The following is a 25,821-nucleotide window of genomic DNA, read 5'->3' as shown; positions in this document are numbered from 1 at the left end:
GCGGGTGAAGCCGGCGCGCACACCGGCTCCACCCAGCGGGAATGCGCTACTGCACCTGCAGCTCTGTCGTGAGCAGGTTGAGGCCGCTCGCCGCCACCCACGTGCCCTGGTTGGCCAGGCGGATGGCGTACTCGGGCCGGTCTCGCAGCGTGCTCGCCGCGTCCGGCAGCCACAGCGACGCGCGGTAGGTGCCCGCGGCGAGCCCCTGCGGCACCACCACCTGGTGGCGCAGCGTGAGCGTCTTCCCGGACTCCCAGCGGCGCGGGTCGGCGCCTTCGAGCGCCAGGGCGTGGCGTCCACCGGGGCCCTCGAGCACGAGGTACACCGGCCGCGCGTTGAAGGGCGCGGCGTAACCCGTGTTGCGCAGCTCCAGCTCGAGCGTCAGCGCCTGACCGGCGCGCACCGTGCGGTTCAGGCCCGCGGAGAGGAGCTCGAAACGGTAGCCGAGCTTCCGCCGGATGTCCGGCATGCAGCCCTGGCTCGTCCAGCGGCCGAGCACGTCCGTATTGTAGGCGGAGTTGACGTAGGTCCAGTGCAGGCGCGAGAGCTCCGCCGTCGCACTGGCGCAGTCGCTGCGCGGAGAGGAGACCGCGCACGTCTCCCCGCCCACCGGCGTGAAGCGCCCCTCCTGGGCGATGAATGACTTCCACTGCTCGATGTTGTTCGACGGGTAGGTGCCCATGTCGGTCGAGCTGGCCAGGAAGCAGTCGTTGTGGTGCCCCACGCGCGCCGCCCCCGAGCCGCTGAAGGCCTGCGCCTCCGTCAGCGGGCCCCCGAAGGACTCCTTCTTGAACTGGGGAGTGCGAATCTGGACCATGCGTGAGGCGGGCAGCGCCGCGAGCAGCGCACGAATCACCGCCGCGCGCCCGCTCGGCGTATCCAGCCCGGAGCTGGAGGCATGCCACTCCCCCCACGCGCCGATGAGGCCGGCCTGCAGGACCGCAATCACATCCGCGTTGCGCCCCAGCACGGGGGTCAGGTGCGCCAGGTGCTGCTCGACACGGCTGAGCGGCGCATCCTGCCCGTTCATCGTCTCGGTATAGACGAAGCGCAGGATGACCTTGATTCCCGCGCGCCGCACCCGCGCGAAGCCCGCGTCCAGGCTGGCGAGCAGGCTGTCGGGCAGCGCTGTCCCACGGTATGCGCCGAGGTTCACCGCCGCGTACGCGAGCGTCTGCCCCTTGGTGCGGATGCCGCTGAGCTCGCCGCTCCCCAGCAGGCTCACATGGCCATAGAACCCCCGCTCCGGGTTGAGGATGTCATCCGTGGCGGCGGTGAAGCGCAGGCGCTGGAGCACCGGCTCGCCAGTGGTCGACTCCGCGGGGGGCGGGAGCGGCGCCGGTGCCGGCTCCTCCGGGGTGGGCTCGGCCGGCGTCGGCGCCGGTTCCGCGGGAGTCGGCTCCTCGGGCGCCGGCATCGGCTCCACCGGGTTGGGCTCCGCTGGGGCGGGCTCCGCCGGAGCCGGTGTTGGCTCCTCGGGCGCCGGTGTGTCTGGCCCTGTCGGGGAGCTGTCGGGGCTTGGAGCCGTCGGGTCCAGCGTGGAGGGGGTGTCGTCGTCGTCGTGCGTCGCTCCCGCCTGCTCGCCGCACGCGCCGAGCAGCAGGAGGGCCATCAGCGCCACAGCGAGGCCCCGACGGGGCCGTGGTTGCCAGGAGTGCTGTTTGAGTCCGAACGAATGCATGGTGACGGTGTATCGTCACCCGCATTCCCGCAGCAGCAAGCGAGCCCCCAGGCGCCATCGCGCCTGTCGAGAGACTCCGGGGTGGCAGGCCACCCCACAGACCCCGGTCAGCGCCTAGCGCTGCAGCATGAAGGTCTCGAATTCGAGTCGCTGCATCTTCCGCGACAGCCAGCCCAGCCCCAGGACGGCGGTGAGCGCCACCGCGCACGCGAAGCCCAGGCCATAGAAGCGCGGACCGGCCTGCTGGCTGAGGAACGTGAAAGCGAGGTTCGCCGCCAGCAGCCCGGCGCTCAGCCACAGGGCCACGCGCCGCTGGTCGAAGTAGTAGAGCACGTTGAGCACCGCGAGCAGCACCACCTGCAGCCCGACCCCCACCAGATTGAGTGTGTACAGCGGGAGGTGCGCGGGTGAGAGCCCCAGCAGGCGGAGCAGGTGAGGGCCGGCGAGCACCAGGAACAGCACGGTCAACCCCTGCACCTTGAAGACCTCGTAGAAGCCCTGGCGCACCGTGGCCGTCATCGTCCTTCGCAGCCGCTCCAGCTCGCCGAGCGGCTCCCCGGTGCGCACCGCCTCGTAGAACATCCGGTGCTGCTCGGCGAAGTCGGTCTCGATGCGAACCAGGTACACCGCCATGCCGGGCACGATGGAGAGGTAGGCGAGCAGCATCGGCAAGTCGTAGAGCACCGAGGCGCGCAGCGGCCCATCCACCTCATACGAGGTGGCGGGGTTGAACCAGAACAGCAGCTTGTCGCTCCAGATGGCGAGGTTGTACAGGACCCCGGTGAGCGCGAGCTCCCGGTAGCCCCGGCTCCGGGTGAGGAACTCGAACGAGCACAGCTGCGTGGACGGATAGCGGGTGAGCACCATGCGCAGGAAGCCGAAGAGCATCCACGCCTGCCCCATGAGGAAGCCGGCCATCAGGCCCGCGCCCCCCGCGCCCTGCAACGCCACCGAGAGGCCCACGGACAGCGCGTAGCCGATGAAGAAGCAGCGGAGCACGCCGTGGTACTCCTTGAGCCCCGAGAGCATCACCACCAGGAGCCACAGGTTGCACACGACGACGAAGGTGGACAGGAACACCAGCCGGTAGGCGAGCTGCCCGGGCGGGAAGAGCAGCGCGAGCACGAGCACCCCGGTGAGCGCCGCCCCCGCGCTGGTGAGCAGCATCGCCCCCACCAGGTTGGGAGCGATGCGCTCCTCGGTCCCTTCGAAGGTCCTGTCCGCGACGAAGCGGGAGAAGAACAACTGCAGCGGCCCGGTGAGCACCAGGGACGCGGCCATCAGATAGGTCACCGCCACCTGGAAGCGCGTGACGCGCTCCGGGTCGCTCGCGACGGGCGTCACCAGCTCGCCCATCAGCAGGACGCCCAGGATGGAGAGCACCCAGGCACCCGAGGAGATGATGCCGGCGTAGCCGTAGCCCCGCAGCAGCCCCCAGAAGCTGTCGTCCCTCAGCAGCCTACGAAGCTCGAACCCTATCCCCGCCATGTCCCCTCCCCAGCGCGTTCCGGTACACCGCCTGGTAGCTCGCAATCATCTGCGCCTCGTCGTACGAGCGCTCCACCCGGGCGATGCCCGCCGAGCGCGCCCGTCGCCAGGCCTCCACATCCCCGAGCAGCCGCAGCGCCGCCCGTCCCGCGGCCTCCGGTGAGGCGATGGGCACCACCGCCCCCGCCGCGCCCAGCGCGCGGTCCTCCTCGTCCCGCCCCTCGACGAGCTCGCGGCAGCTGCCCACGTCGGTGCAGACCACCGGAAGCCCACTGGCGTACGCCTCCAGCACCACCAGCGGGAGCGCCTCGCTGATGGAGGTGAGCATCACCAGCCCCAGCCGCGGCAGCACCTCCTCGGTCTTCTGGAAGCCGAGGAACTTCACCCGCTCCGACAGGCCGAGGCCGTGCACCAGCTCCCGGCACTCCCGCGCGTAGGCGGCGTTCTCGTCCTCGGGCCCGATGATCCACCCCTCCACCTGGGGCATCTCGGCGGCCATCGTGTGCACGGCGCGCACGAAGGTCCGCACGTCCTTGATGGGCACCACGCGGCCCAGGAGCCCCACCACCGGTGGAGGCCGCTCTCCACGCCGCTCCCGCAGCGGCGCGAAGCGGCTGATGCGCACGCCGTTGGGGATGATGAGCGTGCGGGCCTCGTCCGCCCCGTCCTTCACCTGACGCCGCCGGTTGCCCTCGTAGAGCGCGATGATGGGGTCGGCCGCGTGATACGTCAGCCGGCCCAGCCCCTCGAAGAAGCGAATCCACATCCGGCGCAGCTGCCCCTCCGCGCCGCCGTGCTGACCGGAGCGGTCCTTTATCCACGTCGCGTGGCTGAGGTCGATCTTCCGCTCCTTGGTGTAGATGCCGTGCTCGCTGAGGATGAAGGGCAGCCCGCGCTGGCTCTGGAGCAGGGCGCCCAGCGCGCCGGCATACCCGGTGGACGCGGAGTGCAGCACCCGCACCGGTGGCACCTGCCGGGCAATCTCCGCCAGCCGGAAGAGCGGCGCGTGCATGGTGCGCACCGTCCAGAAGAAGTCCACGAAGGAGCCCTCGCCCCCCTCGCGCTCGTACTCGCGCAGGATGTACTCCCAGCTCCGCTCGCTGTGCAGGAAGTCCTCCGGTGGGATGCCATCGGGGCTGCCGAGGTCCCGGGCCACCCGACTCAAGAGCGCGGCTGGCAGGGGCGTATCCGAGCGCAGCGCCGCGTGGAGGGCCTCCAGGTCGGCGAAGGCCCGCGCGTTGCCCTCGCGGACCCTGCGCGGGACGTCGCGAAACTGCTCGGCCAGGTAGTGGACCGACAGGTGCACCACGTTGTCCGGCAGCGTGTAGCGCATGGCGCCATAGTGCTCGGGGCTGCTGCCGATGAAGACCAGCGCGAAGCGCAGCTCCGGCAGGGAGCTGATGAGCTGGTGGACCCACGAGGACACGCCGCCGCTCACGAACGGGTACGTCCCTTCGAGCAGGAGCGCGACGTCCGCGTCCTGCCCCTTCTCGAGGACGGGAGGGGTGCTCATTGCCAGAACTCCGCGATGCGGCGGGTGGGCGTGGGGCCGTGGCTCAACTGCCGCGCGCTGAAGTCGAGCACGTCACGGCGGCCGAGGAGGAAGGCGGCCTCGGCGAGGTATGGATGGACGAGGTGCGGAGCGAGGCCCGCGTGGAGCGCCCGGGTGAGCGCGTCGCGCGCGGACCACGCGTCTCCCCGGCGCAGGTGGATGCGGCCGATGAGCAGACGCTGCTCGCCGTCCTCCCGTATCAGGCAGGCCGCCTCCGCGTGTGCGAGTGCCTCGGACAGCAGGTGCTCCGCGCCGTCGCCCCGGGCCAGGCCCGTGAACACCAACTCCCACTGCCAGAAGGCGAGGCGGGCGTGCAGCCCGGCCCGCTCGGACAGCGGAGCCCGGGCGAGCGCCTCCAGGTCGGCCGCCACCCTGCCGTAGAGCTCGCGCTCGCGCGCCTCGAGCAGTGCGTGGGCGAGGAGCCGGACCTCGTCGTCCGGGTCCTTGAGCGCATGCTCGAGGATGGGGACACCGATGTGCGGGGGCAGCCGGCCCGCGGACAGCACCGCGTCGAGCCGCTGCTCCGCCCGGTCGGCGTGGCGGACGATGGACGCCACGTCGAAGTCGGTGGCCCGCGGGCCCGCCCGGTGCGGGCGGGCGCGGTACGGCAGGGCCGGGGCGGCATAGGTGTCCATCGGCGCGGAGCGCTTCGCGGCCGCGGGCCTGGCGAGCACGGCACAGGCCACCAGCACGGGCAGCCCCACCAGCGGGGTACAGAAGCCCAGCGCGAAGTACAGCCACCGCTCGCGCATCCCCTCCCCGAGCCCGAGGGCCCCGAGCGCGCACGCCAGCGCGTGGACGAGGACGAACGCGACGAGCCACGGGCCGGGGCGCTCACCCCATGGCAGTGCCGCCCAGCTCGCCAATGCGGTCAGGAGCGCGGACCCCACCAGTAACTGTCTTGTCGTCCTCGACATTCAGCCTCCCCAGGCTACGAACGAGCACGTCCTCGGCCCGGTCCCGCGGGGCGAGCGGCTCGGTGTGGAACAGGAACTCGGCCGGATTGCAGACGTCCCCCGCGAGCGCGGGGAGGAGCTTCTCGAGGCGCGCGCGGCAACTGCTCGCGCCCGCCGCGTCCGTCAGCGGCAGCACCGCCAGCAGCACCGGCCGCCCGCGCTCGTCCCGGGTGACCCACGGCTCGTCGAGTCCCCGGAGCCGCGCGGCCAGTTGCTGCAGCACGGCCCTCGCGTGCGGGGCCTCGCCGGTGACAATCACCAGCGAGGACGGAAGCCCGTGGCGGGACACGTCATTCAGCGCGCGCCGCAGGGCATGGCCCAGGCGGGTGCCAGGGGGCGCTCCCGCCTCGGGCGCGTGCGACAGCAGGTCTCCCGCGTGCGTGCCGAGCAGGGCCAGGGTCCGGAAGGTCTCCGCGTGGATGGACGGGAAGTGCATCCGCCGCACCGCGAGCACGCCGTGCATGTGGCCCTCGACGTCCCGCAGGGGCACCACCGCCAGCAAGCCGCCGGGCGAGGGGCTCCTGCTCACCGCCACCTCGCCGGTCTCGATGGCGCGGGCGAGCAGCGGGTCTCCGGCCTCGAGCGGGCCCACGTCTCCGAACGCCGCAATCGGAGCTCCGTCCAGGGCACCGCGCTCGTCCGGGACGTGGACCGTTCCGGCCTGGACTCCGCAATGCACGGCGGCCAGCCGCAGCAAAGTCTCTCCCATCACCTCGAGCTGCTTCGCTCCGGGCTCCATCCTCGGCAGCCGCGCGCGCAGCTCGGCGAGCCCGTTGCGCAGGCTGCCGCCCCCGCTGGCGACCCGCTGCTCCAGGCGCTCATGCGAGGCGCGCAGCACCTGGTAGACGTTGGAGAACTCGGCCAGCCGCTGCTTGTGGTAGGCGCCCTCAGCGCGGCTGCGCTCGAGCCTCCGCTCCCACACATCGCGGAACTCGCCGCTGACCATGCCCACCACGAGGAGCCCGAAGGCGAACTGGCCCGGGAAGGTGTCCTCCACCCCGGTGACGACGTGCGGGTAGCCCAGCCTCCCGAGGATGAGCACCAGCGCGCAGCCCATCCCGCCCGCGAAGCCGTAGCGCAGCCCCGCCAGCAGCGGCCCGAGCATGCTCCAGGCGAAGGTGCTCGCGCTGAAGAACGGGTCCTCGCGCCGCAGTGCCGCCCCCAGCGCCACGGTCGCCAGCGCCAGCGCGCCCGTCTCCAGGCACATGGCCCGGGCTCCGGGCTGCCGCGCGGCCATCAGGTTCTTGAGAAACGTACGCATCCCTTCCCTCCCCCTCCCCTTGTCCCGCCAACTGATACGTCGTCGCGCTACGGCCCGAAGCGCTGCTGCAGGCCGAGGCCGAAGCGCAAGTAGGTGTCGGACGTGCCGCTGGCGAGGGTGTTCGCCAGCGTCGTCTCCAGACCGACCTGGGTGTCCCCGAGCACTGGCAGCCCCAGCCCCAGCGTCAGCCGGTAGCCCGGCCGGTGGTTGGGCCAGAGCCAGCCGCCCCAGGCTTCCGCCAGCAGTCGCACCGGGGCGCCGCCAGAGGCCTCGCGCACGTCCCCCCGCGCCAGCGTGAGCCCGGCGCCCGAGCTCGCCGCGAAGGGCGGGAGGAAGGGCGCGGCATGCGCGTGCTCCCAGCCTGGCGCGGGCTCCGAAAGCCAGTGAAGCGCCAGCTCCTGCGCGAGGTAACCCCGCAGCTCGAAGCCGCCGAGCGGCAGCATGCGCTCCAGTGCCGCGGTCCCCCGCGCGCCGTGGCCCAGCAGCGCCGAGCCCCGGGTCCGGAACTGCATCCCCGACAGCGTGAGGAAGACATCGGTGTGCTTCCCCAGCAGCACGCTCCCGGAGAGCGTCAGGTGGTGGCGCAGCGCGGAGAGTCGCAGGGGGCCGTCCTCCTCGGCGGGCGCGTTGAGCGCGAGCTCGGCGCGGGCCATCCCGCCCGGGCCAAGGCCCACCTCCCGGGCCACCGAGGCGCGCGGCAGCAGCGCCTCGCCACGCGCCTCCACGCCCAGCGACAACTCCGTGCGCCGCCTGGGCGGCCCGAAGGTGGCACTCCCCGCCACGCCCACGTCCATTGCGTCGCTCGGCGCCCCCGCGGGTGCGCTCCGCGCGCGGTGCTCGAGCACTCCCACCTCCAGCTCGAAGAGGCTGTCGAGGAACTGGCCGGTACTCGCGCGAACCAGCAGCTCGCGCTGGTCGAAGTGCTGCTGCTTCACCATGGCGCCGTCCAACTTCACGCGAGGGGCGACCCGCTCGCGCAGCTCCTGGCGCTGCTGACGCAGCCCCTCGGAGCCGCCCGGCTCCGGGGGGCGGGTGGCGAGGGCGTAGGCGGTGCCGTCCTGCCCCAGCAGCCGCCGCGCGTATATCTGGTCCTCCAGTGAGAGCGTCGCGCCGTGTTCCTTCAGCAGTCGCTCCAGCGCGCGGGTGTCCTGCTCCCGCGCGGCGAGCGCCAGTTGCTGCCAGGGCTCCAGCCGGTGCCCGGCGCGCTCGAGGCGTGCTGCGACCTCGCGCGCCTCGCGCACGGCGTCGCGGCGCAGGTGATGTCCGAGCAGCCACTTCTGCGCCTCCACGCTGTCGCGCAGCCGCCCGTCCACCAGCGGCACCCACGCAAGCGTCGCCTCGTCCCCCTCCAGCCTGCCCAGCACGTCGAGATAGAGAAGCAGTGCGCGCTGGTCCTCGGCGCTCGGGACGGTGGTGGAAGCGAGCAGCCGCTGGACGCGAGGCTCGAGCAGCGCGCGGATGTCACGCCACACGCCGCGGGCCCCCCGGGCGTCCCCCGCGCGCGAGAGCGCCTCGGCCCAGTCCATGCGCAGGAAGGGGTCATCCGGGCGAGTCCCGGCGATGCGCGCGAACCACGGCGCCGCGCGCGCGGGCTGCTCCAGTTGGACGTACGCATAGGCGTACGTCTCCCAGTACTCCGGTGACACGACGGCGTCCCGCTCCCAGTCGGACAGCCGCGCGAGGACGGCCGGGGTGTCGTTCTGCTCCAGGAGCAGCGAGAGCAGCGCGAGCCGCGCATGGCTGGAGCGGGGAGTAAGGGCCAGCGCGCGCCGCACCCACTCCAGTGCCTGCTCGCGCTGGCCGGTGCCGCGCAGCACCTGCGCCACGAGGAGCGCGAGCTGCGCGTCGCCCGCGAAGCGGGACAGGTGTGGCTCGCTCTCGCGCACCAGGACGAGCGCCTCGTCCCACCGCTCGGCCACCACGCCCGCCTCCAGTCCGAAGAAGAGGACGATGGGGTCGAACTCGGCGCGCAGCGCCTCGCGCGCGAACGCCAGGGCTTCCGCGTGCCGCCGGGCGCGGCCCAGCAGTCCGACCACGTGACGCGCGGCCTCCACGTTCCGGGGGTCCCTCGCGTGTACCGCGCGCCACGCCTCGAGCCCCACCGCGTCGTCGTCCAGCGCCAGGGCCAGTTGCCCGAGCATCAGCCAGTACGCGTCGTCCTCGGGAGTGGCCAGGTGCCGTACCGCCAGCAGGGCGGCGAGCGCGGGCCGGGGACGCTCGCGACGCCAGTGGAGCTCGGCCTGGCGCAGCGCGACTTCAATCGAAGGGCCGGCCTGGCGCTGGTGGTCCTCCCATGCCGCGAGGGCGCCATCGAGGTCGCTCACCCGGGTGCGCACGCCCGCGAGCAGGGCCAGGGTGGCCGCGTCCCCCGGGTGCTGACGCAGGTACAGCATGAGATAGCGCTCGGCCGCCTCGGGTTGACCGAGCGCCTCCTGCAGGCCCACCAGCTCCACGCGCTCCCGGTCGTCGAGCCCGCCATGCCGCGCACGCAGCAGCAGCAACTCCACCTGCGCGCGCAAGTCCCACATCATTCGGCTGAGGGCCATCGCTCGCGAGACCTGCTCGGCCGTGCCCTCGTGGCGCGCGAGCCACATCCACTCCTCCAGCGAGGCCTCCAGCGCGCTGGACCAGCCAGCCACCTCCGCGGCCTTCCGGTGGGCGCTGACGGTGCCGAGCAGCCGCGCCAAGCGGCGCGCCGGTGTGAGGGCGGCCCCCGGGTCACCCGCGGCGAGGGCCAGCTCCATCTGCTTGCGCAGCGCCTCCACGTCCCGGGGCGTGAGCGCCACGCGCTGCTCTTGCCAGCGCCGCGCGGACGGAAGCGCGGAGCGCTCGAGCGCCAGGGCCACGGCGCGGTCCAGCACGGCGGCGCGGTCACCGAAGCGAGCCACCACCCGCTCCAGCCGTTCGAGCACCACGGCGGAGTCCTGCACTCTCCGAAGCAGTGAGATGGCCTGGAGCACCAGCCGCTCCGCATGGGCGGGGTCCGGGGCGCGGCGCGCCTCCGCGAGCAGTCTGTCGGCCCCGGCCAGCGGGTCTGCTGGCGTCGCGGTGTGAACGGCCAGCTCCGGGCCGAACAGCTCGGAGGTGAGTGAGACACCGCCCAGCTCGAGCGCTACCGGCACCCAGGCCGGGTGCTGGGCCGCGGGCAGTGCGGCCAGCCGGCGGCGAAGCGCGTCGACCAGTTGTTGGCCCATCACCAGGCGGCGCGGGTCCCCGGCGGCGAGCTGGCGCCAGCGCCGGAGGCGAAGCTCCCAGTCGAGCTCCCGGAGGCGCGCGTCCGGGCCGCCCGGCGGGGCCAGCAGCGGGGAGAGCACCTCGAGCGCCTCGTCCAGGGCACCGGTGCGGCCCAGGGCGTCGACGAGCGCCAGACGTGCCCCGGCGTCTCCCGGACGGTGGGCCAGCGCGGCCCGCAGGTAGGCGAGCTCCACGGTGTCCGGGCTGCCCTGCGCCGGGGCGGTGCGTGGACGCAGCAGGAGCCCCCCGAGCGCTCCGGCGACGGAGAGCACCAGCAGCAGCAGGGCCACGGGGTGGACGAGCGCGCGCTCAGCGGCAGACGAGGAACGCATCACCGGTCTCCGTCTCCGCGAGGGAGAACTCCAGCAACCGACCCTTGCGCACGCCCTTGCGCGTGCCCGAGGCCGTCTTCAGGTGGCACCTGCCCTCCAGCCCGGCGACCGCGAAGCGCAGCGGTACGTGGCCCACCAGGTGAAGCGAGACGCCGCGCGTATCCGGCGCCCAGCGGCGGACGCGACCGTTGGCCCAGGCGAGCCGTGGGCCTCGCGGCGCCGCCGGCGCGAGCGCCAGCGTGGGGCTGTCGACCTCGGAGAACGTCACGTACCGGCCCTGGGGCAGCTCGCTCACGGTGGCCACGCCGTTGGAGCGCGCGAGGTCCGGCAGCCCGCCTCCGTCGGGCAGTCGCACGGTGCGCAGCCGGTCCATCCCCGCGAAGCGGAGCTGTCCGTCGAGCGTGCGCAGCACCACCAGACGCTCGAACTCCTCCACCTTGCTCGCGTAGTCCGACAGGTAGATGGGGAAGGTGGGCCGGGCCGTGGCCCAGCGATGAACGTCCTCGAGTGCCCGCAGCGCGGCCAGCTTCCCGCCGGACCAGAAGTGGTAGTACAGCGACAGCGGCTTGAAGCGCCGCGGACCCTCCGTCAGCTCCAGGATGGGAATGACATCGCGGTAGCCGTAGAAGGGACCCGCCCCGTCATTGGTCAGGACGTTGTCATCCGCCACGGCGGCATAGACCTGGGTGGGCAGGTCCGCCCCGAAGGCGCCTTCGAAGGGGCGGCTGAAGGGCGATACGGCGGTGAGCGAGGGGAACTCGGGGCTGATGCGGGTGAAGCCACCGTTGACGTTCCGCAGCCCGAGCGCGCGCGTGCGCGCCACGATGTCCGGAGCGGGCTCGCCATCGCCGGACCAGAGGAAGACGCGCACGGCCTTGCCCGGCGGCGCGAGCTGCTCGTTGATGTAGCGGACCGACCCCTCCACCTCGCGCTCCGCGCTCAGCCGGTAGCCGGGAATGGGCAGGTGCTGCGCCTTCTCGGGCGGAGGCTCGAGCGACAGTTCCCCCCAGGCGAAGGGGTGGCTGAAGGTGTGGCTGGCCAGCTCCACGTTCGGCAGCCGGGAGATGCGGCGCGCGAGCTGCTCCAGCGCTTCGCTGTCGAGCGGCTGCGTCCCTGCCCGCGAGAGCTCCCCCTCGACGTACGAGACGGTCGTGGGGATGCGGTAGCGCGTGAGAATCCTGTCGAGCACCACGGCGCCAGCAAAGGGGGTGCCTGGCATCTGGGCCTTGATGCCGAAGCCATCCCCGTCGATGTGGGAGGTGAGCAGGCGCAGTCCGTTCTCGGTCGTGACGTCCAGGGCGGGCATCGGCTCGAGCGCGAGCGCCTTCCGCAGCAGCGCGAAGGGGTCCACCGTCCAGCGCTGCCGCCGGTCGAAGCCAGACTGCAGGCTGTAGCGGGCGGTGGCGAGCCCGCCCCACGGCGCGGTGAGGATGGCGGCGACGTGCTGGCCGGCCGCATCGCGGATGGCGAGGTGGACCTCCACGCGCGGGTCCACCGCGGTGAACATCGGCAGGTCGTTCCTGGCCAGGACCGGGGCGGCCTCGAGCCCGACGAGCGGCGAGCGCGGGTCGATGGCGAGGGGAGGAACCAGCGCTGGAGCAGGCGCGAGGCCGAGCCGCGCGAGCATTCCGGCGTCATCGGTGAGCCCGAGCTCGCCGAAGATGAAGATTCTCACGCCCTCATCGAGCTGGCGGTTCAGGAAGGCGTGCCACTGCTCGATTCTCGGCACCTGGCCCGAGGTGAAGCAGGTCACCACGCCCGCGTAGCGCCCCACCAGGGACGCGTCAGGCAGCGGCTTGCCCACGTCGAGGTAGTCGAGCGCGTAGCCCAGGTGGTTGAGCGGGAACGCGAGCGAGAGGTTCACCGGGGTGAGGTCCGGCGCGGCGAAGTCCTTCCCGTCGTAGAGGACGAGGATGCGGCGCGGAACGTTCTCGAGGAGCCCCACCCCGAGGGTGTCGAGCAGGCCATCCGCCACCCAGGGCGTGTAGCCGAGCGCGGCGATGCTCCCGGCGACGGCGCGGGCCCGCGCACGCTCCCGGGGGGGCACGTAGTCCACCACCACCACCGGCAGGTCGTACCGGGTGCGCACCTCCTCCAACCGGGCCTTGAGCCACGCGTGGTCCTCGGCCGGCACGTCCGCGTAGCGGCGTGTGGCGGCGTCATAGGTGGTGAAGAGCGACTCGGCCACGACGCCGTTGATGGCGGGCGCCAGCGTGGGCAGGAGCTCGAAGCCGCGGTTCACCCAGAGGCGGGCCTCCGGGAAGCGCTGGCGCAGGCCCCGCACCAGACTGGCCAATGCCTCCCTGCGTGCCGAGCGCTGTGCCGGGGTGCCCGGCACCGCCAGTGGGCTGTCCAGCGTATCGAGGAAGAAGCCGCGGTAGCCCTCGTGCCAGAGCGCCTCGAATTGGCGGCCCAGGAACGCCTGGACCCCGGGCTGGGCCGGGTCGAGCACGTCACTGTTCCAGGCGGAATTCTCACGCAGGAGCCATGCCGGCTGGAGCTCGCGGTGCTGAGGCGCCGCGCGGCTGACCTCACCGACACTGACGTAGGCGAGCACCTCGGCGCCACGCGACCGCAGCCGCAGGAGCTCTTGCGCGCTGACGTGGGCGGGGTTCACCACCACCCGCTCGTAGTGGCGCAGCTCCTCTACGGGGACTGTCTGTCCGTAGAAGAAAGCAGTTGCCGCCGGACTCGCATCTGCCCGAGCGGCCGAGACAATGACAACCACCGCATACAGCACACGCGCCAACCCCAACCCACTCCGCCGCATCCCCCCACCCCCGACTCCGCCCGATGAAAGAGTCCCCGGCACCCCTTTTCCACAGGAGCGGAGATTCCGTTGCCAAGGTTGGGAGGCGAGGTTCCCTCCACAAGGTGTCTTCAGGGGCAGGTTGGGGCGTTGGTGTTCGCAGTGCCCTGTCGTGACGGACTCCAGTCCCTCGTGAATCCTCCAGAGGGCACATCCAGGGCAGTCCGTGGAGAAGAAATTGGAGCAGTGGCTCCTCCTCACTCACGGAGCGAGGCAACACCCGCATCGTCCCGTGGACGGAGCTCGACCGGTTCAGGCACTCCCTGGCTCAGCGCAGCGTCGGGTAGTCCGTGTAGCCCTTCTCCTCGCCGGTGAAGAAGGTGGAGGCGTCCACCGGGTTGAGGGGCGCCTGGTGCCGGAAGCGCTCGGGCAGGTCCGGGTTGGCGAGGAACGGCACGCCGTAGGCCACGAGGTCCGCCTCGCCCAGGGCAATCGCCGCCCCGCCAGTCTTCGCGTCATAGCCACCGTTGACGATGAACGCTCCCTGGAACGCCTTGCGCAGCAGCGGGGAGATGCGCTGCTCCGGGCTCGGCACTCCCTGGCCCGACACGGCTTCGGTTACGTGCAGGTAGCCGAGCCCCAACCGGCCCAGCTCGCGCGCCATATACGTGAACGTCTCGGCCGGCGTGGAATCCGTCACGCCCGCGTAGGGAAATGATTGCGGCGCGAGCCGGTACCCCACCCGCTCCGCGCCCCAGATGCCCACCACCGCCCGCGCCACCTCCAGCGGGAAGCGCGCCCGGTTCTCGATGCTGCCGCCGTACGCATCCGTGCGCTGGTTGGAGCCATCCCGCAGGAACTGGTCCAGCAGATAGCCATTGCTGCCGTGCAGCTCGACGCCATCGAAGCCCGCCTCCCGGGCGTTCTCGGCCGCGCGCCGGAACTGCTCGACGACGCCGGGCAGCTCCTCAATCTCCAGCGCTCGCGGCGTCACGACGCGCTTCTTGCCCTGGAACGTGAAGACCTCCCCTTCGTAGCCAATCGCCGAGGGAGCCACCGGCAAGCGGCCGTCATGGAAGTCCGGGTGCGAGACACGCCCCACGTGCCACAGCTGCGCGAAGATGACTCCGCCCGCCGCGTGGACGGCCTCCGTCACCTTCCTCCAGCCCACCACCTGCGCGGGCGAGTGCATGCCAGGAGTGCGGATGTACCCCACGCCCTGGGGGCTGACCGGTGTGCCCTCGGTGACGATGAGCCCCGCGGAGGCGCGCTGCGCGTAGTAGGGCCCCGCCAGGGGGTTGGGCACATTTCCGTCGACCAGCGCCCGGCTGCGCGTCATGGGCGCCATCACCATCCGGTTCTTCAGTTCGAGACGGCCGAGGTGAAAGGGAGACAACAGCTTCGAGGTGTTTGGCATGGCCTGGGAATGCCGGCGCCGCTATGGACGTGCCATGTCATCCAGTCCAAAAGAATTTGCAGGGCGTCCAGAGCCGCGGGACGAACAGGGCTTGGATGTCCTCGCCGACGTGCTGGACTCGATGCGCCTGTCGACCGTCATGTATGGCCGCTTCGAGCTGAATGCGCCCTGGGGCATCCGGTTCTGCGAGAGACCCGTCGCGCACATGGTCCTGCTCGCGCGAGGAAGCGCTCGCCTGGAGGTCGAGGGAGTCGAGGGAGCCGTCACCCTGTCGGCCGGAGACCTGGCCCTGCTTCCGCACGGCGGAGAGCACACGCTCCGCGACGCGGAAGGAAGCCCGCTCCACATCCTGGGTCAGGGCGAATGCAGGCGAACCCGGGGGAGAGGGCCGATACGGCTCGGAGGCGATGGCGAACGCACCACCCTGGTCGCGGGCTCCTTCCGGCTCGGCGCCGCGCCGCGCACGCTGCTGTTCGAGCGGCTCCCGCGCCTCGTCCACGTCGCCGCGGATGACCCGGCGATAGCCCCGTCGCTGGCGTCGACCGCGCAATTGCTCATCACCGAGAGTGCCTCGTCCAGCCCGGGTGCGACCGTCGTCATGAGCCGGCTCGCGGACATCCTGTTCGTGCAGGCCCTGCGGGCGCACATCGCGACCGGTCAATGCCGGGAGCATGGGCTGTGCGCGCTCGCGGACCCCCAGATTGGAAAGGCCCTCGCGCTCATCCACGAGAGCCCCGCCGCCCCGTGGACGGTCGACAGCCTCGCGTCGGCCGTCGCCCTCTCACGCTCCGGCTTCGCCGCCCGCTTCACCGCGCTCGTCGGAAAGCCTCCCCTGGAGTACCTCGCGCGGTGGCGGATGACGAAGGCCGCCCAGCTGCTTCGAGAGAGCGAGCTTCCGTTGAGCGAGCTCGCGACGGTCATCGGCTACCAGAGCGAGGCTTCGTTCAATCGGGCCTTCAAACGCTGGGGAGGGAGCACGCCGGGGGCGTACCGGCGCGACCACCGCCGAAGCCCTGGACGTCACGGCACCTTCGGGGAAGGGTGACAGGATTTGAAGGCCCGCGGATGCCGGAGGGTCACGGCATACCGTGAGGGGTTGAACCGACCTGGACAGGAATCTCCCCGGAGAAGAGTCGAGGGATTGGGCAACGGCAAATCGTGAGCTATGAATGCGCCATGCCCAAAACCATTGCTCTCCCTTTGCTCGCGCTGCTCGCGTGTGTTGGCTGTACCCATCAGGTGCGACCGAATCCCGCGCCCATGTCCAAACAGGGAGCGCCGCTGGCGCTCCGTGCGCGCTATTTCATCTCCCCCGAGCAGAAGGCACGCATCGACTCGGACAACTACTTCGCCCTGGGTGCCGCGCACACCTGGAACATTGAAATCGGTCAGGCGCTCACGAGCAGCTTCCCGCAGATGCTGGGCACCGTCTTCCAGTCCGTCCAGGAGGCCAAGGGCCCCGAGGACATGGGCGACGCGGACGTGCTCATCATCCCGGAGATCGATTTCTTCGACGTCACCGGCGGCGGTTTCGTGTCCCAGATGAGGCTGACGGTGCGCTCCCGTGGGAGCAGCGGCGACATCCAGGAGCGTGACCTGTTCGAGGCCACTCCCAAGAAGGGCAAGGGCGGCACCGCGTGGATGGGCGGAGCATTCTCTGGTGAGGAAGCCCTTCAGCAGTCCGCCGCATTCGCCTTCGAGGATGTGATGCCCAAGGTCGCCACCCGCCTGCGCCAACTCTTCGCCACGACGCAGGCGAAGGCGTCCCCGGGAGTGCTCTGACGGGCGCCAGGAAGGGCGGACACCAGTCCCCTTCGTCTCCAGGTCCTTTGTTTTCCAGAGACGCAAACGCCACCTGCGACGAGCTGCCGCAGGTGGCGTTCTCAAGCCTTACGGGTGCGGCACCACCACGGAAGTCTTCACGCCGTTGATATCTCCCTTCACGTTGCCCGACCAGTCGGCGTAGGTGACGCCGCAGCTCGTGCTACACGTTGTGGTCTCTCCCCAGTGGTTCGGACCGAACACGTTGTTGCGAAAGACGAGACCTTCACCGTTCTCGATACCCACGTCGAATGCCCCGAGAGAGATGAAGTTGCCCTCGGCGACGTAGTTGCGCAACACCGAGCCACCCTCTCCCTGCGTGAACAGCACCGCGGTGATCGCCTGCCAGTAGTTGTTCACGGGTTGCCCGGTCCCGGCATTGAAGCCCGGCTCGAGACGGTTGTTCCGAATCGTGACCGGACCGCTACCGCCGTACGGGAACACGCCACCCGTGTGCGCCTCCGATGGGTCGGCCAGGTGAGCGATGTAGTTGTCGTGCAACCAGCTGTTCTCAATGATGGTGTTCTCCCCGCAGAGACACATGCCACCGCTGTTCGCCACGTCCACACGGTTCATGTTGACGGAGCAGTTCGGAGCGCATCCGTTCGTGGCGTGATCCGTGAGGGCGGCGTTGGTTCCGCCGAACGGCACGGGTTCCGGACGAATGGTGGTGTCGATGATGTTGAGCGTGAGTCCACCGTTCGAGTTGTTGAGGATGCTCCGTTGGTTGGTCCCCGCGGGAGGCGCAATGATTGAGTTCTTGATCGTCACCGTGCCCGAGCAGTTCGTCCCGAGGTAGATGAATCCGTGGATGTAGACGTGGTCGAGTACAACGGTTCCGCAGTCATAGAGGTCGTATTCGCCGTTGGGTGGAAAGATCTCCGTGTAGCCGGCTGGCACCGGAAGATGGGCGTCGGTTTGGCTGTACGTTCCGACACCCGGCGCACCAACACTCCAACGATCAGGAAACGTGTTCCCGGAACTGGATGCTGAGGCCGGCTGCGCGGGCGTTGAAGGCGTTGCCGAGGCATCCCCCATGCACGCCCCGCCGACAACCAGGAGCACCCCCAAGGCGACGATTCCCATGGCCCGTCGCTTCCGCCGTCCCTGCATCCATGCACGCTGAAACATCCTCGAGCCCCTTCCTTGCCTTCAGGTCTTCTCAAGGTACTGAGTACGATGCGGGTTGTCACTGCAAACGTGTTGCTGTTGATACAAGCCACGGCTTCAGCATGTACTCCAGGGCCTTGCGGAAGGCGCTGCCCCAAGCACCCGCGATGAACAGCCGTTGTATTTTTTCGACCATGACGACAAGTCTGTTGAAACGGTTGCAGCGTCATTCGCGCGCTGGGACGCGTACTGCTGTGGCCTGTCCGCGAACCCGCCTGGTGTCCACCATGGGTCGAAAGCGGTCATTCGGCTTCGTGTCGCCCGACCATTGATATAGGACCGCACCGGACGTTTTCTCGCCTGGACCGGCTGTTCGCTGGCAAACCCGGAGCCTCACCATGCCCCCTACCATCACCGCCTTTGCGACTTCCCCCGATCGCGGCCGAGGGCTGGCGCGGGATACGCGGGTTCGCTGGGCGCTCGAGGAGGTGGGACAGCCTTACGACGTTCGCCTGCTGTCGTTTGCCGAGATGAAGGAGCCCGCGCATCTCGCGCTTCATCCCTTCGGACAGATTCCGACCTACGAAGAAGGCAGTCTCGCGCTGTTCGAGTCCGGGTCGATCATCCTCCATATCGCGGAGCACCATGCGGGACTGCTGCCCGATGATGCCGATGCCCGTGCGCGCGCGATTACCTGGATGTTTGCTGCGCTCAGCACGGTCGAGCCGCCGATTGTCGAGCGCGAAGTCGCGACGTTTCTGGAACGCGACAAGCCGTGGTTCGAAGAGCGCCTTCACCTGGTCGAGGATCGCCTTCGTGTCCGGCTGAACCAGCTGAGCGCTCGCCTTGGCAGTGCCGATTGGCTCGACGGCGATTTCAGCGCGGGCGACCTGCTGATGGTGTCGGTGCTGCAGCGGCTGAAAAGCTCGGGGACCCTGGGCGAATATCCAACCCTCTCCGCTTACATCGCGCGCGGTGAGGCTCGGCCCGCGTTCCAGCGCGCGTTTGCCGCGCAGCTGGCGGTTTTTACGAAGCAGCAAGCGCGCAGGGAATAGATGCACCATGGCCGTCACGGGACTGAATCCGGTGCCGTCCGTCCTTCACCGATGGGTCCCCGGTTCGAATCCGGGAGGGCCCACTCCCCTCCCCCGCTCAGCGCCTCGGGAGTCTCCCGTGGGGCGCTACGGAGCCGAGGGAGGCTCAGAGAGATGATACGGCAATGGCCCGTGCTGTGGAGCGCGCGCCCCTGCCGCTCATCATGGAAGCCTTTCAACTGACGCCGCGCTGAGCGCCGCCCTCGCTCACGTCAGGGGTGCCGTTCCAGAACGATATCCCGGCTCGCGAGCCACACGCCGGCGGCCGTGCGTGACAGCTTCACGATGCCGCTTCCGCCTCGAAGCTCCTGCTGCGCGCGGTACTGCGGCGTCACGCCGAACTCGCCGTCGAACACGACGTCATCGACGTAGTACGGAGGTCGTCCCGGCTCGCCGATGAACAGGTGCACGTGCGCCGGCAGGGTGTCATTCGGATAGGGCGCGGGCTTGATGGTGTCGAACGTATAGACGCCATCCGCACCCGTCCTGGCCCACCCGCGCAACCGGCCGTGACGACGGCTCCACTCGGACTCTCGCGTGCCGTTCGCATACAGCCCGGCCGCGTTGGTGTGATGCGCGTAGATGACGACATCCGCGACGGGCTCGCGTGACGCGGCGCTCAACACGCGCCCCGTCAACGTCATCCGCGCTCCCGGCTCCTCCGCGCTGGCCAACTGGACGGTGGGCGTCAAGCGCTCCGAGGCCCGCTCGGCGACTGCTTCACAGCCCTCGCAGACATAAAGCCGCGCCCTGACGCGGGGCGCCACGGGGACAGCCTCGGTCTGGGACGCGCAGGTGCAGGCCACCGCGCCCACGGCGCAGGACCCCAATCCCAGCACGACGGAACGTCGACTCAACGCGCTCATGAAGACGGACAACAGGCGACCCGCGCGCGAATTCCTGTCGCCCCGGGCCCCGAGCGTGCGCGGATTCAACGGTGAGGGGCCGCCATGTCGATAGCGCGCGGAGCCGCAAGGCCAGCGCCAGCTGACGTATTCGACAAGAACTGGCCTCTCGGCACGGCAGGGCGACGCACGCACCAGGTCCGAAGACGACGAACACGTGGGCGAGTTCGTCATCGACGGGCTGATCGTCGCCGCGCGCCAGCTCGCCCATCTTGCACAGGCGTCGCTGGGCGCTTCGGCGTAGCCGGCAACGGCTCGCCGATGCGAGCGCGCGGCCGGGCTCAGCCCTGGACTTCCGCCCTGAATGCAATCTCGATCAGCTGCTCGGGGAAGGCCAAGGCAGACACGCCGATCAGATTGCTGGCAACCTGCGGCACCGCCTGTTTGTAGACCAGCGGCCGCACCTTCGAACTGGCTGCGAAGGCAGACGGAACGTCGAGCACGAACAGCGTTTCTTCCACCACGTCCGCCATGGTCGCGCCCAGTTCGGCCAGCAGCACCTCGGCATTCTCGTAGGTGCGCTTCATCTGCGCTTCCATGGTCGAGAAGTCCGAGGGCTTGCCGTCCGCGCCCAGCGCTGCCGGAGCGACGAGCTCGCCCCGCGGGGTGTGCGAAAGCTGGGAGGCATCCACATCCTCCGTCACACCTTCTGCTCCCGGCTGGCGATGGCGGGCGCCCCGGCGAAGGCCATCCAGGAGCGGGCCGGGCACCAGAACCTCTCCACCACCCAGCGGTACATTCACCTGAGCCCAGCGGCCAGGTCGGCGGCCATCCGGATGCTGGAGGGAATGAAGCAGGAGGTCCAAAATGGAAACGGGCTGGAGACCTTGAGGCCTCCAGCCCACTTCATGACGTGGTCGGGGAGACAGGATTTGAACCCGTGGACACGGAGTGCCCTAAACCCGCGACGGCACACGCCCTTCGCTCAATCGTGAGTGAATCCGGGCATCTCGAGTCTACGGGGCAGTCCTCGCCAGTCCCATCTGTCACCCGGAGTCCCCTCCAGTCTTGGAGACATTTTGGAGACGAAGCCAGGGGCTCACTGAGCCCCTCTATGGGCGAGGCGTGAGGGACTGGAAGCTGCCGCCACTTGGTCCCGAACCAAGGCCGGGGAAGCGGTCCAGGGTTCGCCCCTCCTGACGCGCTGTCCTGGTCGCGCCTCGAACCACCCGAGCAGCCAGGGGCTCCACGGAAGCCCGTGGGAGCCCCTCCGTAGCGTGAGCCCTGGCGAAGTGTGGCTGGGGAGGGGCAGGTGGAGGAGCGCGGGTGGGAGTACCGGCGGAGGCAGCCGGAGGGGACGGTGCTGTACGAGGCGGTGAGGGACAACCTCGCCACGCTGCTGGCGGAGGCAGGTGAGCTGGGACGCGGCCTGCCCCGGTACGTGGTGCGGGACTTCGCCAGGTACCTGGAATGCGGAGCCCGCGTGTCACCCTCCAGCGGCCCTTCTTGGCCCCTCTTCACCAGCCCGCCGCCCTCAACAGGGCTCCTATCCGTCCTATACTTTTCCCGGGCGCCACCTGCCTTCACGCGTGCGCGTGTTCCTCGACTTCGTCGCCACGCTCTTCACCGCCGCCCGGTGACGCGCGGCTCGCCCTAGCGCGCGTTCAACGCCGCGTTGAACGCATCCGCCGCGGCGAAGGGTGGCCGCGAGCAGCTCCCGCTCCGCCACCTCCAGGGGCACCAGCGTCGCCGGACGGGACTCCTCCGGCACCGGCTCGAAGCGCACGTCGAAGGGCCCCGCTGATGCTGATGCTCCAGCCACACGTAGAACGAGGGCTCGAACTTCTCATCCCATGCGAAGCCGCGAAAAACGTCCCGGCTCGGGTAGTTCGACGCCACGTCCGGGTCGTCCAGCATCAACGCGCGGAGGTCCTGCCCCCCGAGCCGCGCGTTCCCGACGATGGCCGCCTACCACACATAGAGGTGGACCGGGTTGCTCATCCCCTTACCATCCCGGGTCCGCGTCCCTCCTGGCCCCCCCACCTCCGTACGGGTCGACCTGGACAGTGACCTCCGCCGCTACAAGCGCCGGCCCCTGAACCCCGGGTTCCCCGCGTTTCGACACATCAAAATCACCCACGCCTTGACCCAGGTTAATGACTTTCACCCACAGAAAAGACCACAAAGACATCCAGACCGGGCTGTTGCGCCCAATGACACACGGACCTTCGCCGCCGTAACGACAGGCGCCACAAACCACGCCCTGAAACATCGCTCCCTCCGGGCAACACAGAGGGGCGATACATGAAACACGTCGCTTGGCTCGAACGGTGCAGAAGACGCGAACGCCGTCGCGAGGCGCCGTGGGTCCGGCGCGATGCCTCCGAACGGAAGCAGCACCTTCCCATTCAAGAGGTGGAGAGACATGCAGTTCAAGATGATGAGCCGACTGCTGGCGGCGGTGTTCATGTGCGTGACGGCGGGCTGCGCGGGTGACGAGACCCAGCCAGGCGAGGGCACGCTGGCGGCCCAGGAGGCGAACGCAGAGTCCAAGTGCGTGAAGGCGTTCGACGGAATCACGAGCTGCGCGACGGGTAACGCCACGCTGGCGAGCTCGGAGCGCGGGCTGGCCGTGACCGGTCTGCAGAACGTGAAGTCGGACGGCCTGGCCAGCACGTTCGGCCGCGCCGCCAGCTGGCGGCAGACGTCGCAGATCAAGCTGGGCGCGGGGGGCGCGCTCCAGCTCGACGCGCGCTCGGGCGACCAGGTGGTCAGCTCCCTGAGCATCCTCCCGGGCCGCGAGGCGAACTCCGCGCGCGTCGCGCCCCTCTTCACCGGCGCGCCGGGTGGCTCCGGCTACCGCATGAACATCTACCGCGACGGCGTGCTCCAGGGCAGCCAGTCGAACCCCGCGAACGCCTACATCTACTTCACCAACTGGCGGGACTTCTTCCGCTGGCTGGTGGCCGTCGCGGACTTCTACGAGCTGGACATCATCTGGGCGAAGACGGGCGACAGGCCCGCCGCGCCGGAGAACGTGGGCGCCTGCGGCTGGCGCCTGAACACCGGGAAGGACACCTTCAACGTGACGCTGGATGACGGCAAGGTCATCACCGGCGACACCATGGAGTTCGTCGAGGAGATCGAGGACGGCCACTACCCGTACACCGGCTTCACGGGCATCGACGTGAAGGCGGCCGGCGAGGGCATCCTGGTGCAGAGCGAGTCCGTCGTCCTGGCGAAGTAGTCGCCCCGTGGTCTCCGACGCCGGGCGGGAGCAGACAGACCCCCGCCCGCCCGGCGTCCGTTGTCCCCAAGTCCCAGGCGCTCTCCCGGAGATACCTCGATGCGACGGCGGATGTACTGGCTGGGCCTCCCCCTCGGCGTGCTCGTGCTCACCGCGGTCTGGGCGGACACGCGGCGTCGCCCCGAGCTCCTGGAGCTGGGACCGCTCGACGTCACGGCGGAGCCCGGCGAGGAGCTGTCCGGCGGTGGCGCCACGGTGGAGGAGGCGGGGAGGAACGCGTTCGGCCGCTCTCCGCCGAACATGGCGCGCGCGAAGTGGCCGGAGTTCCACCTGGGCAAGCGCGTCTTCGACCGCGACTGGAGCGAGCCCACGCACGTCGCACCCCAGGTGGGCCCCTTGTTCAGCGCCGTCTCGTGCATGACCTGCCACGTGAAGGATGGGCGCGGGCGGCCGCCCGAGACGCCCTCCGAGGAGCCCGTGTCGATCGTCTTCCAGTTGGGTGCGCCCGGCGGACGCGGTCCCCATCCCGAGTACGGCAAGCAGCTCGACCCCCACCGGCTGGGCGGGGACCGGGGCGAAGGCCGCGTCGAGGTGACGTTCGAGGAGGTCGACGGGGAGTTCGCCACCGGCGAGTCCTTCACGCTGCTGCGTCCGCGCTACCGGGTCCTGGACCTCTCCGGCGGTCCGCTGGGCCCGGACGTCCCCTTCTCCGCGCGGGTGGCGCCCGCCAACTTCGGCCTGGGCTTGCTGGAGGCCGTGCCCGAGGACACGCTGCTCGCGCGAGCAGACCCGGACGACCGGGACGGCGACGGCATCTCCGGTCGAGCGAACCACGTGGACGACGTGACGGAGGGGCGCAAGCGGATGGGCCGCTTCGGCTGGAAGGCCAACCAGCCCACGCTGCTGCAGCAGGTGGCGCACGCGCTCGTGGTGGACATGGGGCTGACGTCGGAGGTGTTCCCGCGCGCCCCGGAGCCCGGCGCGGCCGCGGCCGCCGCGAAGCCGGAGGTGGAGCCGTACGACCTGGAGCGGCTCGTCCTCTACAACCGGCTGCTCGCCGCGCCCAAGCGGAGGAACTGGACGGACCCCACCGTGCTGCGAGGCAAGGGCGTCTTCCGCGCGCTCGGCTGCGCGGCCTGCCACGTGGACCAGGCGATGGAGACCGGCGACGTCCCGGGCTTCCCGGAGCTGTCCCGACAGCGCATCCAGCCGTACTCCGACCTGCTCCTGCACGACATGGGCGAGGGACTCGCGGACGGCAGGCCCGACGGCGAGGCCAGCGGCCAGGAGTGGCGCACGCCGCCGCTGTGGGGGCTCGGCCTGCAGCACACGGTGAACGGCCACACGCGCCTGCTCCACGACGGCCGGGCGCGTAACGCCGAGGAGGCCGTGTTGTGGCACGGCGGCGAGGCGGCCCCCGCGCGGGAACGCTACACGCGGTTGCGCCGCGAGGACCGACAGGCGCTGCTCGCGTTCCTCGACTCGCTCTGAGTCCCGCGGTGACGAGGGGCTCGCCGGAGCAACAGCGGCCCGCTCCGGCAGGTATCCGGGGCGGGCCGTGAGCCCTACCGAGGCAGTCTCAGAAGCCGGTGTCGGAGGTGTAGTCGTAGTAGGACGACGTGGAGCCCCACCGGAACCAGGCACCAGACAAGCGACCCTGACCGCCGATGACGTTCCATTTGGCCGGCTCGCTGTAATACGTGTACTCGAAGTCCTGCCCCGCTCGGTCCTGCTGCGCGTCCCCGCTCGTGGTGATGGAGTGGGACTCCGCCGCTTCGGCCGTGGCGCCTCCGCCCCCGGCCATCAGCATTCCGGCGGCCAGCAGCGCGCTTCCGATGACGTTCCTTGCCTGCATGAGTGCCTCTCGAACCGAGCTTCGGGGTGTCACTGCTTTTCGAGGGTAATGCAGCAAATCGACATGGCCAGCCCCGCGAGGAAGAAAGACGGGCACGCGGTGAGAGGCGTGCCCGTCCGGGGTGCTGTGTGTCAGATGACGGGGCCTGTGGCCATGAAGACCACCTCCACCGCGCGCACCTCGCCCAGCGAGGTGAAGCTGGCCGAGTCCACCAGCAGCGTCCACTCGCCCAGCAGGCTCCGGTCGTAGAAGGAGTTGTTGGCGGGGGTGGAGCCGTCCGGTGCCACGCTGCACTCGTCCGTGTGGCCCGAGACCTCGTCCATGCCCGCCTCGGCGCCACCGCAGGGGACTTGAAAGAGAGGTGTCTCGGAAGTCCCCGCCGCGGCGGAGCGTGCCGCGGAGCAGCCGCTTCACGGTGCGGAGTGGGCCTGGGCCGGCACGCAGGGAGCGAGGGCGCGCTGGCATTGCAGGAGGCCGGGACAGACGAGGTCCGCGCCGCAGGAAAGCTCGCACATGCGGATGGGATGGACGCCAGGGATGTCACCCACGAGGTTGCCGCAGCGGCCTCTGCCCCGGGTGGAGAGACAGTCGTCGTCGAGGACGCATGAGCGGGTGCAACTTCCGAAACGCTCGTCGTGGTCGGCGGTGACGCAGAAGGGAGCCGAGGCGGGGCACTGGATGTCCTCGGAGCAGGTCATGCCGAGGGCGGGGGTGTCGCCGGGAAGGATGCCGATGGGGGGCTCGGTATCGGTGGCTTGTGACGGATAGACGTCGTCGGGGGTGGAGAGAAGCGCGAGCTCGAAGAGGCCGCGGGTCTCCGCCATCTTCCCGGTGACGGCGTCGTGCAGTTGCAGGAGGCGTCCGAGGGCCCCCCCCAGCGGCGTCGGAGAGAGGGCGTCAGCGCAGTCGCGGCGCGTGTCGCCGAGGAGCTCGTAGCGCTCGCCGTCCAGGGTGGCGGTCCAGGTGACCATGGCATCGGAGATGCCGCTCTTCCACGCGGCGGCCGCGTAGCGGCCTGCCCCAGCAGAGTGGCGAGGCAGCCATCACGCCGTTCGGTAACTGCTCGCGAACCCGTTAGGGCCCGCTCAGAAATTACTTGTCCGCTTTTCGCGCTCCGAGGCCGATTTCTCGGGGGTGAGAACGCCTCTCATGGCCAAGTAGATTGCGAGCAGGCCCTTA

At 70.3% G+C, this 25,821-nt stretch carries 20 protein-coding genes; 6 read left to right on the top strand and 14 right to left on the bottom strand.

The window, feature by feature from the left end:
- Window positions 1–46: 46 nt before the first annotated feature.
- The 8 genes from ACVTJA_RS11080 to ACVTJA_RS11045 form a co-directional block, all read right to left on the bottom strand.
- Entirely contained in the window at window positions 47–1,612 is a 1,566-nt protein-coding gene (locus ACVTJA_RS11080) for a DUF4832 domain-containing protein (RefSeq protein ID WP_465836241.1), read from the bottom strand.
- Window positions 1,613–1,795: 183 nt separating this feature from the next.
- Window positions 1,796–3,169 carry an exopolysaccharide Pel transporter PelG gene (gene pelG / locus ACVTJA_RS11075; protein WP_465836239.1) on the bottom strand — a complete coding sequence of 458 codons (1,374 nt, stop codon included), beginning with the start codon at window positions 3,167–3,169 and terminating at the stop codon, window positions 1,796–1,798.
- Window positions 3,141–4,682, bottom strand: a complete 1,542-nt coding sequence (gene pelF / locus ACVTJA_RS11070) for a GT4 family glycosyltransferase PelF (protein WP_465836238.1) — start codon at window positions 4,680–4,682, stop codon at window positions 3,141–3,143. The genes pelG and pelF overlap by 29 nt, the downstream gene beginning before the upstream one ends.
- Window positions 4,679–5,611: a hypothetical protein gene (locus tag ACVTJA_RS11065; RefSeq protein WP_465836236.1), complete on the bottom strand. Its 933-nt coding sequence runs from the start codon at window positions 5,609–5,611 to the stop codon at window positions 4,679–4,681. Before ACVTJA_RS11065 ends, pelF begins: the two co-directional genes overlap by 4 nt.
- Window positions 5,556–6,938, bottom strand: coding sequence for a PelD GGDEF domain-containing protein (locus ACVTJA_RS11060; protein WP_465836234.1), 1,383 nt, complete (start codon window positions 6,936–6,938; stop codon window positions 5,556–5,558). The genes ACVTJA_RS11065 and ACVTJA_RS11060 overlap by 56 nt, the downstream gene beginning before the upstream one ends.
- 47 nt (window positions 6,939–6,985) lie before the next feature.
- Window positions 6,986–10,504: a tetratricopeptide repeat protein gene (locus ACVTJA_RS11055; RefSeq protein WP_465836232.1), complete on the bottom strand. Its 3,519-nt coding sequence runs from the start codon at window positions 10,502–10,504 to the stop codon at window positions 6,986–6,988.
- On the bottom strand, window positions 10,482–13,244 hold the full coding sequence (locus tag ACVTJA_RS11050; RefSeq protein ID WP_465840360.1) for an endo alpha-1,4 polygalactosaminidase: 2,763 nt from the start codon (window positions 13,242–13,244) through the stop codon (window positions 10,482–10,484). Before ACVTJA_RS11050 ends, ACVTJA_RS11055 begins: the two co-directional genes overlap by 23 nt.
- A gap of 337 nt (window positions 13,245–13,581) precedes the next feature.
- On the bottom strand, window positions 13,582–14,670 hold the full coding sequence (locus ACVTJA_RS11045) for an alkene reductase (protein ID WP_465836230.1): 1,089 nt from the start codon (window positions 14,668–14,670) through the stop codon (window positions 13,582–13,584).
- A 91-nt stretch (window positions 14,671–14,761) separates the two neighbouring features.
- On the opposite strand from ACVTJA_RS11045, the gene ACVTJA_RS11040 reads away from it, so the two are divergent.
- Both ACVTJA_RS11040 and ACVTJA_RS11035 read left to right on the top strand, forming a co-directional pair.
- Window positions 14,762–15,715, top strand: coding sequence for an AraC family transcriptional regulator (locus ACVTJA_RS11040; protein ID WP_465836228.1), 954 nt, complete (start codon window positions 14,762–14,764; stop codon window positions 15,713–15,715).
- A gap of 215 nt (window positions 15,716–15,930) precedes the next feature.
- Window positions 15,931–16,452 (top strand): hypothetical protein, encoded by a 522-nt coding sequence (locus ACVTJA_RS11035; RefSeq protein WP_465836226.1) that lies wholly within the window; start codon window positions 15,931–15,933, stop codon window positions 16,450–16,452.
- Between the two features lie 108 nt (window positions 16,453–16,560).
- On the opposite strand, the gene ACVTJA_RS11030 is transcribed toward ACVTJA_RS11035, so the two are convergent.
- Window positions 16,561–17,577: a hypothetical protein gene (locus ACVTJA_RS11030; protein WP_465836224.1), complete on the bottom strand. Its 1,017-nt coding sequence runs from the start codon at window positions 17,575–17,577 to the stop codon at window positions 16,561–16,563.
- A 422-nt stretch (window positions 17,578–17,999) separates the two neighbouring features.
- Between ACVTJA_RS11030 and ACVTJA_RS11025 the strand changes: the two genes are divergently transcribed.
- Window positions 18,000–18,656, top strand: a complete 657-nt coding sequence (locus ACVTJA_RS11025) for a glutathione S-transferase family protein (protein ID WP_465836222.1) — start codon at window positions 18,000–18,002, stop codon at window positions 18,654–18,656.
- A 251-nt stretch (window positions 18,657–18,907) separates the two neighbouring features.
- On the opposite strand, the gene ACVTJA_RS11020 is transcribed toward ACVTJA_RS11025, so the two are convergent.
- Window positions 18,908–19,552: a dioxygenase family protein gene (locus tag ACVTJA_RS11020; RefSeq protein ID WP_465836220.1), complete on the bottom strand. Its 645-nt coding sequence runs from the start codon at window positions 19,550–19,552 to the stop codon at window positions 18,908–18,910.
- Window positions 19,553–19,881: 329 nt separating this feature from the next.
- Window positions 19,882–20,310, bottom strand: a complete 429-nt coding sequence (locus ACVTJA_RS11015) for a Rid family hydrolase (RefSeq protein ID WP_465836218.1) — start codon at window positions 20,308–20,310, stop codon at window positions 19,882–19,884.
- Between ACVTJA_RS11015 and ACVTJA_RS11010 the strand changes: the two genes are divergently transcribed.
- From ACVTJA_RS11010 to ACVTJA_RS11000, 3 genes are all read left to right on the top strand, one after another.
- Complete coding sequence (locus tag ACVTJA_RS11010) at window positions 20,266–20,535, top strand: hypothetical protein (protein WP_465836217.1); 270 nt, start codon at window positions 20,266–20,268, stop codon at window positions 20,533–20,535. The genes ACVTJA_RS11015 and ACVTJA_RS11010 overlap by 45 nt on opposite strands.
- 1,430 nt (window positions 20,536–21,965) lie before the next feature.
- Window positions 21,966–22,787 (top strand): hypothetical protein, encoded by an 822-nt coding sequence (locus ACVTJA_RS11005; RefSeq protein WP_465836215.1) that lies wholly within the window; start codon window positions 21,966–21,968, stop codon window positions 22,785–22,787.
- 99 nt (window positions 22,788–22,886) lie between these two features.
- Window positions 22,887–24,278 carry a di-heme oxidoreductase family protein gene (locus tag ACVTJA_RS11000; RefSeq protein ID WP_465836213.1) on the top strand — a complete coding sequence of 464 codons (1,392 nt, stop codon included), beginning with the start codon at window positions 22,887–22,889 and terminating at the stop codon, window positions 24,276–24,278.
- 88 nt (window positions 24,279–24,366) lie between these two features.
- On the opposite strand, the gene ACVTJA_RS10995 is transcribed toward ACVTJA_RS11000, so the two are convergent.
- The 3 genes from ACVTJA_RS10995 to ACVTJA_RS10985 all read right to left on the bottom strand — a co-directional run bounded on the left by ACVTJA_RS10995 (window position 24,367) and on the right by ACVTJA_RS10985 (window position 25,613).
- Window positions 24,367–24,642: a hypothetical protein gene (locus tag ACVTJA_RS10995; RefSeq protein ID WP_465836211.1), complete on the bottom strand. Its 276-nt coding sequence runs from the start codon at window positions 24,640–24,642 to the stop codon at window positions 24,367–24,369.
- 131 nt (window positions 24,643–24,773) lie between these two features.
- A complete protein-coding gene (locus tag ACVTJA_RS10990; RefSeq protein WP_465836209.1) occupies window positions 24,774–24,965 on the bottom strand; it encodes a hypothetical protein in 192 nt (63 codons plus the stop codon).
- 87 nt (window positions 24,966–25,052) lie between these two features.
- Window positions 25,053–25,613 (bottom strand): hypothetical protein, encoded by a 561-nt coding sequence (locus ACVTJA_RS10985; protein ID WP_465836207.1) that lies wholly within the window; start codon window positions 25,611–25,613, stop codon window positions 25,053–25,055.
- Window positions 25,614–25,821 lie beyond the last annotated feature (208 nt).

Source organism: Pyxidicoccus sp. M6 (assembly GCF_055568925.1).
Note: the sequence above shows the minus strand (reverse complement) of the source record. Positions and strands in the feature narration are given on the sequence as shown.